We start from the raw sequence: 14,400 nt of genomic DNA, 5'->3' as shown, positions 1-14,400 counted from the left end.
ACATCGCTGCGTGGTCAAAGTCCCTGATCGCGCGCGAATGCGATTGATTTTGTGCGATCCGTGCTGCTTCTGTCGCCGCCGAAAGCCTGTGCATGGCCAGACTGTCCGAAAGCCCCACGCGGACGGTTTAACCAATGTTCAACATCCGCCGCATAGCGCTTTCTCGGATTGTGCAGCGTTGGATGATGTGATGCGATTTTACCAGGCGACCCGGTTCGTGTTCCCCCACAGTTTTCAGCTGCGCGTGTTCACCGTCTGCTTCGGAGCGGTGCATCTTCCGCTGATCGCTTTCCTGGTGACGCAACTGGTGCTGGGTGCGTGGGATTGGCGTGTCTTCGTCCCGCTGCTGGGCGCGACGCTGATCGGCACCGTGCTGGCGATCGCGAGCCTGTCGGCGCTGCTCGCGCCGATCGCGCGGGCAACCGAGATGCTGCGCGCGGTGCAGCGCGGCGAGCGGATCGATCCCGTCTCCGTCGGCGGGCAAGATCTGGTCGGCGCACTGCTGACCGGCGTCTCGATCGCCGCGGCCGAAACCGCCGCGCGGATGGATCGCCTGACCGAAGCCGCCGAGAAGGACATCCTGACCGGGCTGCGCAACCGCCGCGGTTTCCTCGACGCGATCAGCCCGTTGCTGCGCGACGACCGCAATTCGGTGATCGCGATGATCGATCTCGATCACTTCAAGGCGATCAACGATCGCTTCGGTCATGACGAGGGCGATCAGGTGCTGCGGGCGTTCGGCATGCACCTCGAAAGCGGGCTGCGGCGCTCGGACGTCGCGGCGCGCTGGGGCGGCGAGGAGTTTGCGATCCTGCTGCCGGATACCGATCTCGACGAGGCCGCGGAGATCGTGAACCGGCTTCGCTTGGTGCCCACTCGGGATGGCGTCGGCAGTTCGCGGCACACGCCGGTGACCTTCTCCTGCGGGCTGGCGATCGCGCGCGACTATGGCTCGCTCGGCGGTGCGCTGCGCAAGGCCGACGCCGCGCTGTACGAGGCCAAGCGCAGCGGGCGCGATCGCGTCACGACGCTGGCCTGACAGTGGCAGCCTGATCCCGACCGGAAGCCTCCGGCCGGTCGCGGGCACACCGTTCGATTTCCGCACGGCGACCGTCATCGGCAGCCGCATCCGCGATGGCCGCGACGCGCAGATCGTCTTCGGCCAGGGCTATGACGACAATTATGTGCTGGCGCGCGACGTCAGCAAGACGCCACGGCTGGCCGCACGAGTCAGCGACCCTGTCACCGGTCGCACAATGGAAGTTTTGACGAACCAGCCCGGCGTGCAACTCTATACCGGCAACTTTCTCGACGGCACCGCGGTCGGCAAGTCGGGCCATGCCTATCGCCAGGGCGACGCCCTCGCGCTCGAACCGCAGGTCTTCCCCGACACGCCCAACCAGCCGGCGCTGGGCTCGGCGCGCCTCGATCCCGGGCAGGAGTATCGCAACATCATCGTCTACCGTTTTGCGGCGGCGGCGCGCTGATCCGCGGCGCGGGCCGCAGCACGATCGCGCTGCAGCCCGCGACACAATCTTGACTCCTTGCCAGCGCTTCGGTTGATAGCGCTATCAGATTTAAAATGCTCGGAGCGGATACGATGGAAACTGGCAACGCGGGCGCGTCTGCGCTGGCCGCGGATTGGACGAGCGGGCGCTTCGTCGGGCGGATGCTCGCCAGCGATGGTCCCTCCCCGATCCTCGTGCTGCATGGCGAGCTGTTCGACATGGCCGGCGCCTATCCGACGGTCTCGGCACTGGTCGAGGCCGGCGATTTCAGCGGCGCCGGCGGTCGTTCGCTCGGCCGCTTCGACCCGGCGGCGATCACGCTGCTCAGCCCGATCGACCTGCAATGCGTCAAGGCATGCGGGGTGACCTTCGCGGTCTCGGCGATCGAGCGCGTGATCGAGGAGCGCGCGCGCGGCGATTCGTCGGCCGCAGCCGCGATCCGCGAGCGGCTCGAGACGCGCGTCGGCGGGTCGATCCGCGCGGTCGTGCCGGGCTCGCCCGAAGCTGCCGCGCTCAAACAAGCGCTGATCGACGACGGTCTGTGGTCGCAATATCTCGAAGTCGCGATCGGCCCCGATGCCGAAGTCTTCACCAAGGCGCCGGTGCTGGCCACGGTCGGCGCCGACGCCGAGATCGGCATTCGCTCGGACTCGACCTGGAACAATCCCGAGCCTGAAATCGCTCTGCTGGTCGACAGCCGCGGCACGGTGGTCGGCGCGACGCTCGGCAACGACGTCAATCTGCGCGATTTCGAGGGGCGCTCGGCGCTGCTGCTCGGCAAGGCCAAGGACAACAATGCCTCGGGCTCGCTCGGGCCGATGGTAAGGCTGTTCGACGCCGGCTTCGGCCTCGACGACGTGCGCTCGGCCGAGCTGCGGCTGCGGATCGAGGGCGAGGACGGCTATGTCCTCGACGGTGCCAGCAACATGGCCGAGATCAGCCGCGACCCGCTCGACCTCGTCCGCCAGACGCTGAGCGAGCATCATTATCCCGACGGGTTCATCCTGTTCCTCGGCACGCTGTTCGCGCCGGTGCAGGATCGCGACGAGCCCGGCCGCGGCTTCACCCACAAGGTCGGCGACAGCGTCGCGATCGAGAGTGCGCGGCTCGGTCGGCTGGTCAATCGCGTCGTCACCTCGCGCGATGCGGCACCGTGGGAAATGGGGATCGGCGCGCTGATGACCAATCTCGCGCGGCGCGGCCTGCTGGGGGCCGCACAGTGAGCGGTGCGGTCTATCCGAGCCTTGTCGGCAAGCGCGTGCTGGTCACCGGCGGCGGCAGCGGGATCGGCGCCGGGCTGGTCGAGGCGTTCGCCGCGCAAGGCGCGCGCGTCGCTTTCATCGACGTCGATAGCGACGCGGGTTCCGCGACCGCCGCACGCTTCGCGCCGGGCGGCTTCCATCAGTGCGACCTGCGCGATCTCGACGCACTGGCGGCAACGATCAAGACGATTTCGGCAGAGCTCGGCGGGATCGACATCCTCGTCAACAATGCCGCGCGCGACGATCGCCACACGATCGACGAGGTTACGCCAGCCTATTGGGACGAGCGCATGGCGACCAATCTGCGCCATCTGTTTTTTGCGGCGCAGGCGGTGGTGCCGGGCATGCGCGCGAACGGCGGCGGCGTGATCCTCAACCTGGGATCGATCAGCTGGCATCTGGGGCTCCCCGATTTGGTGCTCTACCAGACCGCCAAGGCGGCGATCGAGGGCCTGACGCGCAGCCTCGCGCGCGATCTCGGGCGCGACAACATCCGCGTCACGACGATCGTCCCCGGCAACGTGCAAACCCCGCGGCAGGAGCAATGGTACACGCCCGAGGGCGAGGCCGAGATCGTCGCGGCGCAATGCCTCGACGGGCGCCTGCAGCCCTCCGACGTCGCCGCGCTGGCGCTGTTCCTCGCATCGGACGATGCACGAATGATCACCGGGCACGACTATTTCGTCGACGCCGGCTGGCGCTGAGCGCTACACATCACACGAAAAACACAACGATAACAACATCAGGGAGCGGGGAAACGACATGGCAAGCGCGCGAAGCGACGCCCAACGGGGCAATCTGGGCTTCATCGCCGCGATCGTGGCGGTGGCGACGATCGGCGGACTTTTGTTCGGCTATGACAGCGGTGCGGTCAACGGCACACAGCCCGGGCTCAAGGCGGCGTTCGCGCTCGACGATGCGGGGCTCGGCTTCACCGTCGGCTCGCTGCTGATCGGCTGCGTCGTCGGTGCCTTTTCGGCGGGAACGCTCGCCGATGCGATCGGGCGGCGCAACGTCATGCGCTATGCCGCCTTGCTGTTCCTGCTCGGCGCGCTCGTCCAGGGGTTCGCGCACGACCATACGCTGTTCGTGATCGCGCGGATCTGCGGCGGGATCGCGGTCGGCGCGGCGAGCGTGCTGTCCCCCGCCTACATTTCCGAGGTCGCGCCCCCCGCAATCCGCGGGCGGATGACGACGGTCCAGCAGATCATGATCATCACCGGGCTGACCGCGGCCTTCTTCGCCAATTACTATCTGGCCGAAGCTGCGGCGAACCCCGCCAACCCCGCCGACGTCGCGTCGCTCAATCCCTTGTGGTTCGGCATCGCGGCGTGGCGCTGGATGTACCTGCTGCAGGCGGTGCCCGCGGTTGTGTTCTTCATCGCTTTGTTCTTCATCCCCGAAAGCCCGCGCTTCCTCGTGTCAAAACGCCGCAACGAAGATGCGCTCGACGTCCTCACCAGCCTGTTCGGGGCCCGCGAGGGCGCGCTGACGCTCGGCGAGATCCAGGCGAGCTTTTCCAAGGACCATCGCCCGCGGCTGTCCGACGTGCTGACCCCACCAGGCGGCAGCGGCTTCCTCGGGCTGCGCTCGGTCGTCTGGGCCGGGCTACTGCTCGCGGTGTTCCAACAGCTCGTCGGCATCAACGTGATCTTCTATTACGGCGCGACGCTGTGGCAGGCGGCGGGCTTTTCCGAATCGCAGGCGCTGATGACCAACATCATCTCGGGCTCGATCTCGATCGTCGCCTGCTTCATCACGATCGGGCTGGTCGACAAGATCGGTCGCAAGCCGCTGCTGCTGATCGGCTCGGCCGGCATGGCGATCACGCTGTTCGCGATGGTCTATGCCTTCTCGACCGGCACGCTCGTCGCCGACAAGCTCACGCTGCCGGGGCATATGGGGCAACTCGCGGTCGGCGCGGCGCTGGCCTACTCGTTCGCGTTCAACATAAGCTGGGGCCCGGTGATGTGGGTGATGCTCGGCGAGATGTTCCCCAACCAAATCCGCGGTTCGGCGCTTGCGGTGTGCGGCTTTGCGCAATGGTTCGCCAACTATCTCGTCGCGCAATCCTTCCCGATCATGCTCGGGAGCATCGGGCTGGCGAAGAGCTATTCCTTCTACGCGGTGTGCGCGGTGATCAGCTTCTTCCTGGTGCAGCGCTTCATCCACGAGACCAAGGGCAAGGCGCTCGAGGCGATGGAGGGGTAAACGCCCCAGTCTGGCGAGGACATTCGGTCGCGCAGCGGCGCTGCCGGCGGACGGTCCGCGCCTATTTGTAGCGCACCTCGAGCAGATCGAGTTCGCGCACCAGACGGGTCGCAAGCTCGCTGCCGATACCGCGATCGCGCGCGATGCGGACGATCTCGCTGCGTTCGGCGCGCACCGCGGCGAACCGCAGGTCGCGCTCGATGCGTTCGCTGGCGCGCGCCGCCCGCGCGACGTCGCCGCTCGCGCTGCGGCTTTCGATCCGTTCGCGATAGCCATCCATGATCCGCGCGCCCGCCGCCGCATAGACGTCGGCATCGTTGCGCCCCTCGGCCAGTGCATGCTGAACGCGCTCGATCGCCTTGATCGCCGCCTCGGCCGCGGCGACGCGCGCCATGTCCTCCTCGGCCTGCTGCGACGGCTCGGCCGGCATCGTCAGGCCGCGCAGCAGCCATGGCAGGACCAGGCTGGCCATGATCAGCGAGACCAGGATCACCCCGGTCGCAAGGAATATCGCCAGTTCGCGCCCGGGGAACGGCGTGCCGTTGCCCATCACCAGCGGCAGCGTCAGGACACCCGCCAGCGTGATCGCGCCGCGTACGCCGGCAAACGACATCGCCGCGACCAGCCGCCACGGCGGACGCGACCCCAATTCGCGGCCCGGCGCGCGGCGCAGCAGCGTGATGCGGAACGACACCCACACCCAGACGAACCGCAGCGCGGCAAGCCCCGCCATGATCGCTGCGACATAAGCGGCGAGCCACCACGGATTGGTATGGCCGGTCAGCGCGACGGTGCGGTCGAGCCCCGAGAGGATCTCGGGCAATTGTTCGCCGAGCAGCACGAAGATCATGCCGTTGGCGGCGAACTGGATCGTGTCCCACACCGAGTTGCGCCGCATCCGCGTGACCGCCAGCGCCTGCCGCGAGATTTCGGCGAAGCTCATCGTCACGCCGGCCGCCACCGCCGCGAGGACACCCGAGGCGTGGACATGTTCGGCGATGAGATAGGCGCCGAACGGGATCAGCACGCTGATCAGGATCTGCGAGCCGGTCTCCTCGCCGAAGCGACGCGACACCCACGCCTTGCCGCGCGTCACCACGAGCGTCAGCACGATGCCGACGCAGATCCCCGCCCCTGCCATCCACAGGAAGCTCAGCGCCGCCGAGGTCGCCGAGAAGCTGCCGGTCAACGCCGCGGCGATCGCGACGCGCAGGCAGACCAGCCCCGAAGCATCGTTGAGCAGCGATTCGCCCTCGAGGATGTGCATCATCCGCTTGGGGATCGGCACGCGCGCGGCGATCGCCGACACCGCGATCGGATCGGTCGGCGACACCACCGCGGCGAGCGCGAACGCCACCGCCAGCGGCATCTGCGGGATCATCCAGTGAATCAGGAACCCCATCCCCACCACGGTCAGCAAAACGAGCCCGAGCGCGAGCTCGACGACGGTCGACAGATCCTTCAGCAGCGCATCCTTGGGGATGCGCCAGCCGTCGAGGAACAGCAGCGGCGGCAGGAACAGCAACATGAACAGCTCGGGGTCGAGCACCACCCGCAGATGCGCGGCGAGCCCGACGACGAAACCGAGCGCGATCTGCACCAGCGGGGTCGGCACCGCCACCGGCAGCATCCGCGAGATGGCGCCGCTGACGACGACCGCCAGCAGCAGGATCAGGACGATCGATACGGTTTCCAACTTGCACTCCAGCCACGGCTCAACACACGCCCCCCCGGCGTGTAGCACGGCGTTTGCCGCAAAAGGGGATGGATCGGGATATTCTGTCGCGCTACCCGATTAGCAGCCGCGCGCCGAGCGCGGCCGCCAGCGCCGGGATCATCGTCGCCGCGCCGACCTTGAGGAAGCTCCAGAAGCCGACATCCTCGCCCTCGCGGCGGATCGCCTGGAGCCACAGGATCGTCGCGAGCGACCCGGTGATCGACAGGTTGGGCCCGAGATCGACCCCGATCAGCAGCGCATCGACGATCAGCCGCGGCGGATGCGCCTGCGCCACGGCAGTGCTCGCGACCAGCCCGGCGGGAAGGTTGTTCATCACGTTCGAGGCGAAGGCGAGGATCGTGCCCGCCGCCGCCGCGCCCTGCGTCGGATTGGCCGATGCCGTACGCAACGCCGCGGCGACCTGCGCGATCACCCCGGTGCGGTCGAGCGCCTCGACCAGCACGAACAGCCCGGCGACGAGCGGCAGCACGCTCCACGAGATCGCGCCGGCAAGCTTCAGCGGCGAACTGCGCGTGAAGCCGCACACACCAAGCATCGTCGCGACGCCGGCAAAGCAGGTCGGCGCGCCGAGCGGCAGGTCGAATGCGGACACCCCGACGAGCAGCACCGCCGTCGCGACGATCCCGCCGAGCGCGAGCTTGCCGCCGCGCGACAGCGGTTCGCGCGTGACGTCGCTGGCGCACGGTGCTGCAAGCCGCTTGCGCTCGACCCAGCGCAGCATCGCATAGGTCACCGCGATCGCCGCGAGCGACGGCAGCGCGAACGAGCCGAACCAGGTGCCGAGCGACGGCATCTTGCCGCCATAGAGCACCAGATTGGCCGGATTGGAGATCGGCAGCACGAAGCTCGCCGCATTGGCGATCAGCGCGCAGGCGAACAGCAGCGGCAGCGGCTCGGCCTTGGCCTTGCGCGCCGCGGCATAGACCGCCGGGGTGAGCACCACCGCGGTGGCATCGTTGGAGAGGAAGGTCGTGGTGACGATGCCGGTCAGATAGACGAGCAGCAGCAGCCGCGTCGACGAACCCTTCGCGTTGATCGCCGCAGTCGCCGCGACCCAGTCGAACAGGCCCTGCTCGCGCGCGGTCTCGCTCAGCAGCATCATGCCGATCAGGAACAGATAGACGTCGAGCCCCTTGCCCACCGCGCCGAGCGCGGCCGGGATCGGCATCAGCCCGAGCAGCACCAGCAGGACCGCGCCGAGCACCGCCCAGATCGCCTCGGGCAAGCGCAGCGGCCGTGTAATGACCGCAGCGGTCGCGGCGCCGCAAATCCCCCAGGTCGCACCCGTCGCGAGGATCACCAGTGCATCCCGTTCTTGTTGGGGCCGAGCTGCGTGCCGGCGATGCCATGCTCGGGCCACGCGCCGATCGCATGGCTGGGATTGCCCAGCGCGACCGGCGGGCCACGGCGCGGGATATCGTCCTGCGCACGCACGAGCAGCTCGATCGTGTCGCGATCGCCGCCGCACGCCACGGTGATGCGGTGCAGCCCGGCCGCGAGCGTCACGCGCGCCTGCCACAGCGCGGTGTCGCCCGCCACCGGCGCCATCTCCACGCCGGCTGAATCACCGACCAGCAACGTGACGGGCGCATCGACGCGGCCGAACAGCTTGGCGACGATCTCGACCGCGCCCGGCCGCGACACTTGGCGCGGATCGGCGGGACGCGTCACCATCCGGAGGTCGGCGGGCGCGACGATCTGGACGAACGGCCACGCCCCGCCGGTCTCCTTGAAGCGCCAGCTCGGCACGCCGTCGCGGACCGTGACGAGCGAGAAGCCTGGCCGTCCGTCGCCCTCCTCGATCTCCCCGGTCGAGCGCGTCGCGCCATAGACGACGCGGCCGTCGTTGAGCAGTTCGTTATAATGCGTGTGCCCGGTATCGACGAAGGCAACGCGCGCATCGGCAAAGATTCGCGCGATCGTCTCGCCATCGGCGGCGAGGTCGGCGGGGTAAGCGTGCATCAGCACGACCGGCGTCTGCCCCTCGGCTTCGGCGCGTGCGAGCTCCTCGAGCAAGCGATTGCGGTGGTGCATCGTCAGCCGGAAGTCGGGGCCGCCGGCACCGCCCGAGACGATGTCGAGGAAGATGCAGCGATGCTGCGCGATCACCTCGACCTCCGGTCGATTGGCCGTGGGAAAGGCCGCGTCATAGGCCGCGAGATCGCCGCTCTCGAAATCATGGTCGCCCGGGATCACCCGCCATGGCCGCTGCAGCGGCGCGAGCGTGTCGATGATGACGCGATATTGTTCGGGCGTCGCATGGTTCGCATTGTCGCCGGGCAGATATACGAAATCCGCCGCATCGCCGATCTGCGTGTTGATCTCGGCGACGATCGCGGCAAGCCGGTCGCGGCTCTGCCAACCATTGGCCTCGTCCATGTGGAGGTCGCCGATATGGACCCAGCTGAGCGTGGCGGTCATCGCGCGCCCTCCCCATCATCGTCGCGCTGCCCCACACAGGCGGGGCGCAAAGTGCCGGCGAAACCGACCCACAAGCCGACGCTCACCAGCGCGAAGCTGCCAAGCACGTAGAAGGCGATGTGATAGCCGAGCATCTGCGCGAGCCAGCCGCCGATCGCCGGGCTGAGCGAGGCGCCGACGCCCTGGACGGTCATCACCGCCCCCTGCCCGACGTTTACGCGCCCGGTGCCGTTGAGCAGGCAGGCGACGAGCCCGGGCACCGCAACGCTCTGCAATCCCGCGCCGATGCCGTCGAGCGCCTGAACCGGCCACACGCCCCAATGTTCGATGAAGGTCCCCGCGAGCGCGCCACGCAGCGGCAGCGCCGCAAAGGAGATCAAAAGCACCAGCCAATAGCCGCGGTTCGACGCCATGCGCATCGCGAGCAGCGACGCGACGACCATCACCGCCTGCGCAACGACGACGGTCTCGGCGACGAACAGCGCGGCATTGCCCTTCCCCGCGCCGACCACCGCCAGCCCGTAGAGCGGCAGCATCGCGCCATTGCCGAGATGGAAACAGGCGAGCGACGCCGCGAGGATCAGCATCGGCTTGTTGGCAAGCAGGGCGCGAAATCCCTCGGCCTTGCCTCCGCGACTGTCATCCCCTTCCTTGCCTTCGAGCCCGCGCGCCGCGCGGTGGTCGATCGCGCGCTCGGGGATGACCAGCACCGAGACGATTGCCAGCACGCCGAACACGGCGGCGAGATAGAAGATCGCCGGCATCCCGAACCGGTAGCCGAGCCACCCCGACAGCCCCGCGCCGACCATGTTGCCGGCATGATTCCACGCCTGGTTGCGCCCATTCTGCGCGTTGAAGCCCTTCTGCCGCGCGATGCCCAGCGTCATGCCCGCCACCGCCGGGCCGATCGCCGCGCCCGCGATCGCGGTCGCGACCTGGCTGACGGTGACGATCCAGGCGGATTGCGACAACAGGATCAGGAACGACGCCACCACGGTCGAGATGCCGGTGACGATGACGACGAGGCGCTTCTTCTCGGTATGGTCGATGAACGCGCCCGCCGGCGCCGTCATCAGCATCCCGGCGACACCGCCGGCGGTCATCACCGTGCCGATCGGCCCCGTCGTCCAGCCGCGCTGCTGCAGGAACACGCCGAGGAACGGCCCGATCCCCGCCTGCATGTCGGCCATGAAGAAATTGAGCGCCTGCAGCGCCGTCTTGCCCCGCGCCGTGTCCGCCCGCGACGCGGAGGCGGATGCCGTTGGATCACCCATCGTTGGTTACGCTCCACGCTTACAGGCCGTGCGGCGGCGCGCCGACGGCGGAAACAGTCGCGGAGCCTACCCACCCCGCCACGATCGGGCCTGAACGGCCCTATTCAGTTTCGGTTCACCTATTTTTTTTAATATAGATCGGTGTCTGCTTGCGACGGCGACGGAGCCCCCCCGCCCCGTCACCTCGCAGGCACCGGCGGCCGTGCTACCATTCGATCCCGATCTTGCCGAAATGCCCGCCCGACATCTCGTAGCGGAACGCATCGGCGAGCCGGTCGAGCGGGAAGCGACGATCGATGATCGGCCGGATGCCACTGGCGTCGAGCGCCCGCACGAAATCCTGCTGCTGGCGGCGGCTGCCCACGATCAGCCCCTGCAACCGCGCCTGCTTGCTCATCAACGCGGCGGTCGGCACGTCGCCATTGCCCCCGGTCAGCACGCCGATCAGCGAGATATGCCCGCCGACTCGGACCGCCTCGATCGACTGGGCAAGCGTGCCGGGCCCGCCGACCTCGACGACATGGTCGACCCCGCGTCCGCCAGTCCAGTCGCGCACGGCGGCGCCCCACGCGGTGGTGGTGCGATAGTTCACCGTGAAATCGGCGCCGAGTCCGGCCGCGCGCGAGAGCTTCTCGTCGGACGACGAGGTGATCGCCACCGACGCGCCCATTGCCTTGGCGATCTGCAACGCCCAGATCGACACCCCGCCGGTGCCGAGCAGCAGCACCGTGTCGCCGGCCTTCAACCCGCCATCCACGACCAGCGCGCGCCACGCGGTCAGCCCGGCGGTGGTGATCGCCGCCGCCTCGACCGCGGCATAGCCCTTCGGCGCATGCGTGAACGCGGTTGCCGGCCGCACCACGACATCCTGCGCAAAGCCGTCGATCCCGTCGCCGGGCGTGCCGGCAAAGTCGCCGATCGTCGCGCCGCCATCGCGCCATTCGGGGAAGAAGCACGACACGACTAGGTCGCCCGGCGCGAACTCGTCGACCCCGCTGCCGACCGCCTCGACCACACCGGCACCGTCGGCGAGCGGGATGCGCCCGGCCTGGCTGCCCATGCGGCCCGTCGCGACGCCGAGATCGTGGAAGTTGAGCGTGCTGCCGTGCAGCGCGACGCGGATTTCGCCCGCGCCCGGTGCGCCGGGATCGGCACGATCGGTGGCTTCGAGCCGGTCGAGTCCGGTCGGCGCCTGCAAGATCATGGCTCGCATTGGAATTCCTTTCTGTGGAGACCGTCGACAGACGATGGTCGGGGCGGCAGTCGCCCGCACCGGGCGTGGCCGAGTCCGCCCCTCAACCCGCGTCGCGCCGGGAAGTTTCCGCGCGATGCCCTGCCAGCTACGCTCTCTATCGCGTCACACGATGGTCGGCGCCCACGGTTCGACCGTCTGCCCGCCGAAGATCCCGGCGCGCGGCAGGTCGAAGATGAAATAGGGGTTGAGCGGCGGCGGCGCCCCCACCGCATCGAGCCGCGCCTGCTGCTCGGCACTGAAGACGATATCGAGCGCCGCGATATTCTCGTGCAATTGCTCAGGCCGGCTCGCGCCGACCAGCACCGACGCCACCCCACGCCGCGCCGCGGCCCACGCCAGCGCGACCTGCGCCATCGGCCGCCCGATCTCGGCCGCGACCGACCGCACGACATCGACCACGTCGAAATTCTGTGTGGTGAACAGCAGGCCGCCAAACGGATTGTCGCCGTTCAGCCGCCCGTCGCTCCCGCTCGCCACCGCCGCCCCGGCGCGATTGGGCAGGCTGCCGGCGGGCCCGGCTTGCGCAATCTTCTCGCGGCCATATTTCCCGGTCAGCATCCCCGCCGCCAACGGGCTCCACGCGACCAGCCCCAGGCCGAGCGCCTGCCCCGCGGGCACCACGTCGAGCTCGACCCCGCGATCGAGCAGCGAATAGGCATATTGCAGGCCGATCGGTTCGGGCAGGCCATGCGCCCGCGCCAGCGTCGCGATCTGCGCGGCATACCAGGCCGGCGCATTGGAAAAGCCGTAATAGAGGATATCGCCGCGCCGCACCGCATCGGTCAGCGCGCGCAGCACTTCCTCGGGCGGGGTCGTGCGGTCCCACACATGCGTCCAGTACAGGTCGATGAAGTCGGTGCCGAGCCGGCGGAGCGATCCCTCGATCCCGTCGCGGATGTTGCGCGCGGAATTGCCGCCGGCGAGCGGCGTGCCGGCGGTGCGCGGGAAGCCCGACTTGGTCGCGATCACCATCCGGTCGCGATTGCCGCGCTCGGCGACGAAGCGCCCGAGCATCTCCTCGCTCTGCCCGCCCGAATAGACATCCGCCGTGTCGGCGAAATTGCCGCCGGCCTCGACATAGGCATCGAAGATCGCGCGCGCGGTCGCTTCGTCGGCGCCCCAGCGCCCGGCGCCGAAGGTCATCGTGCCGAGCGCGAGCGGGCTGACCGCCAGCCCCGAGCGTCCGAGCATGCGATAGGTGGCGAGGGTCATTGCTGTGGCTCCTTGGAAAGTCTCTTCGCAAGATAGCCCTTGTTGACGCTAGGATTAGCCGTCATCGGCGGCAAGGGCTTGTGAAGGACATGCAGCAATGAAGCGTGGCGATCTCGACGATCTGGCAGCCTTCGCGGCGGTCGCACGCGCGCGCAGCTTCATCCGCGCCGCCGCCGAACTCGGCCTGTCCCCCTCGGCGCTGAGCCACGCGATGCGCGGCCTCGAGCAGCGGCTCGGCGTGCGCCTGCTCGCGCGCACCACGCGCAGCGTCGCACCGACTGCGGCGGGCGAGCGCCTGCTGCGCTCGCTCGACCCGGCGCTGGCGGAGGTGGCGCGCGGCCTGTCTGCGCTCGCCGACTGGCGCGGCATGCCGTCGGGCGCGATCCGGCTGACCACCTTCGGCTATGCCGCGCGAACGGTGCTCGCCCCGGCGCTGCCGCGCTTCCTGAAGGAACATCCCGACATCTCGGTCGAGGTGATCGTCGACGACCGGCTGGTCGATCTGGTCGCGGGCGGTTACGATGCCGGCATCCGGCTCGGCGAAACGGTCGATCTCGACATGGTGGCGGTGCCGGTCGGGCCGGCGCTGCGCACGCTGGTGGTCGGCACGCCCGGCTATTTCGCGACGCGATCGCTGCCCGCGGTGCCGGCCGATCTCGAGGCGCACAATTGCATCAACTATCGGCTGCTCGGCGGTGGCGGCCTGCTGCCGTGGGAGTTTACCGGCGAAGACCGCGAGATCCGCTTTCGCCCGAGCGGGCAGCTCATCGTCAACGACGAAACGCTCGCCGCCGCTGCGATGCGCGCCGGGGCCGGGCTCGGTTACATGCTGGAGCACGATGTCGCCGACGAGATTGCCGACGGTCGGCTGATCCAGGTGCTCGACGCCTGGTGCCCGCCCTTTCCCGGCTGTTATCTCTATTATCCGAGCCGCCAGGTCACACCGGCGCTGCGCGCGCTGATCGATACGCTGCGCTGCGCGCCCGACGGCGACGGCTGACGTCCCCACTGCGCGCACCACGCGTCCGCGAGCCCGTCACCCGTCGAGCCGCTTGCGATGCTCCTGGTGCGCCGCCTGCCAGATCATCCGCTGATGGAAATCGAGCGGCGGATCGACGTCGCGAAAGCCCATGCGCAGGTACAATCTCCGCGCGCGGAGATTGTCATGTGCGACATGCAGGTCGACCCCGTGCGCGCCTGCCGCCACCGCGGATGCCGTCGTCCACCTGAGCAGCGCCCCGCCAAATCCGCGCCTGCCCGGCAGAAATCCCATGTCCATCGCGCGCCACACGCGACCGCGACGATCGAGATAATAGCGGCCGATGGGGATGGGGGCGTGCGGGCCGGGCCCATCCGCGCGACGCTCGACGATCCAGTAATCGGCGCGCGGATGTTCACGCATTAGGCCGTGAACCCATAAATATGATTCCCAGGATCGGGATTTTCTGATTCATGCTCGGCATGAGCCGATATGATCTGACGGACTTTGAGTGGCGTGTGATCGAGCCGCGGTTGCCCA

12 protein-coding genes and 1 pseudogene are annotated in these 14,400 nt (G+C 68.6%); 6 read left to right on the top strand and 7 right to left on the bottom strand.

Annotated features, from left to right (window positions below):
- Positions 1-190 precede the first annotated feature (190 nt).
- From U1872_RS00065 to U1872_RS00045, 5 genes and pseudogenes are all read left to right on the top strand, one after another.
- Entirely contained in the window at positions 191-1,039 is an 849-nt protein-coding gene (locus tag U1872_RS00065) for a GGDEF domain-containing protein (RefSeq protein WP_332790849.1), read from the top strand.
- Positions 1,035-1,487, top strand: a pseudogene (locus U1872_RS00060) (aldose epimerase family protein); the annotation flags it as partial. The gene U1872_RS00065 and the pseudogene U1872_RS00060, both read left to right, overlap by 5 nt.
- 113 nt (positions 1,488-1,600) lie before the next feature.
- Positions 1,601-2,731: a fumarylacetoacetate hydrolase family protein gene (locus U1872_RS00055; protein WP_332790848.1), complete on the top strand. Its 1,131-nt coding sequence runs from the start codon at positions 1,601-1,603 to the stop codon at positions 2,729-2,731.
- On the top strand, positions 2,728-3,474 hold the full coding sequence (gene xylB / locus U1872_RS00050) for a D-xylose 1-dehydrogenase (protein WP_332790847.1): 747 nt from the start codon (positions 2,728-2,730) through the stop codon (positions 3,472-3,474). Before U1872_RS00055 ends, xylB begins: the two co-directional genes overlap by 4 nt.
- Positions 3,475-3,532: 58 nt before the next feature.
- Positions 3,533-4,981, top strand: a complete 1,449-nt coding sequence (locus tag U1872_RS00045) for a sugar porter family MFS transporter (protein ID WP_332790846.1) — start codon at positions 3,533-3,535, stop codon at positions 4,979-4,981.
- Positions 4,982-5,042: 61 nt separating this feature from the next.
- Here U1872_RS00045 and U1872_RS00040 read toward each other — a convergent pair whose 3' ends face one another.
- From U1872_RS00040 to U1872_RS00015, 6 genes are all read right to left on the bottom strand, one after another.
- A complete protein-coding gene (locus tag U1872_RS00040; protein ID WP_332790845.1) occupies positions 5,043-6,677 on the bottom strand; it encodes a Na+/H+ antiporter in 1,635 nt (544 codons plus the stop codon).
- A 91-nt stretch (positions 6,678-6,768) separates the two neighbouring features.
- On the bottom strand, positions 6,769-8,019 hold the full coding sequence (locus tag U1872_RS00035; RefSeq protein WP_332790844.1) for an arsenic transporter: 1,251 nt from the start codon (positions 8,017-8,019) through the stop codon (positions 6,769-6,771).
- Positions 8,016-9,140: a metallophosphoesterase family protein gene (locus U1872_RS00030; RefSeq protein ID WP_332790843.1), complete on the bottom strand. Its 1,125-nt coding sequence runs from the start codon at positions 9,138-9,140 to the stop codon at positions 8,016-8,018. Before U1872_RS00030 ends, U1872_RS00035 begins: the two co-directional genes overlap by 4 nt.
- Positions 9,137-10,414, bottom strand: a complete 1,278-nt coding sequence (locus U1872_RS00025) for an MFS transporter (protein ID WP_332790842.1) — start codon at positions 10,412-10,414, stop codon at positions 9,137-9,139. The genes U1872_RS00030 and U1872_RS00025 overlap by 4 nt, the downstream gene beginning before the upstream one ends.
- 205 nt (positions 10,415-10,619) lie before the next feature.
- A complete protein-coding gene (locus U1872_RS00020) occupies positions 10,620-11,627 on the bottom strand; it encodes a zinc-dependent alcohol dehydrogenase family protein (protein ID WP_332790841.1) in 1,008 nt (335 codons plus the stop codon).
- A gap of 144 nt (positions 11,628-11,771) precedes the next feature.
- Entirely contained in the window at positions 11,772-12,881 is a 1,110-nt protein-coding gene (locus U1872_RS00015; RefSeq protein ID WP_332790840.1) for an aldo/keto reductase, read from the bottom strand.
- 97 nt (positions 12,882-12,978) lie between these two features.
- Here U1872_RS00015 and U1872_RS00010 point away from each other — a divergent pair, with 97 nt between their 5' ends.
- Complete coding sequence (locus U1872_RS00010; protein ID WP_332790839.1) at positions 12,979-13,881, top strand: LysR family transcriptional regulator; 903 nt, start codon at positions 12,979-12,981, stop codon at positions 13,879-13,881.
- 36 nt (positions 13,882-13,917) lie between these two features.
- Here U1872_RS00010 and U1872_RS00005 read toward each other — a convergent pair whose 3' ends face one another.
- Complete coding sequence (locus tag U1872_RS00005; RefSeq protein ID WP_332790838.1) at positions 13,918-14,283, bottom strand: GNAT family N-acetyltransferase; 366 nt, start codon at positions 14,281-14,283, stop codon at positions 13,918-13,920.
- Positions 14,284-14,400 lie beyond the last annotated feature (117 nt).

It is taken from the genome of Parasphingomonas frigoris (assembly GCF_036663815.1).
Taxonomy (GTDB): domain Bacteria; phylum Pseudomonadota; class Alphaproteobacteria; order Sphingomonadales; family Sphingomonadaceae; genus Sphingomonas.
Note: the sequence above shows the minus strand (reverse complement) of the source record. Positions and strands in the feature narration are given on the sequence as shown.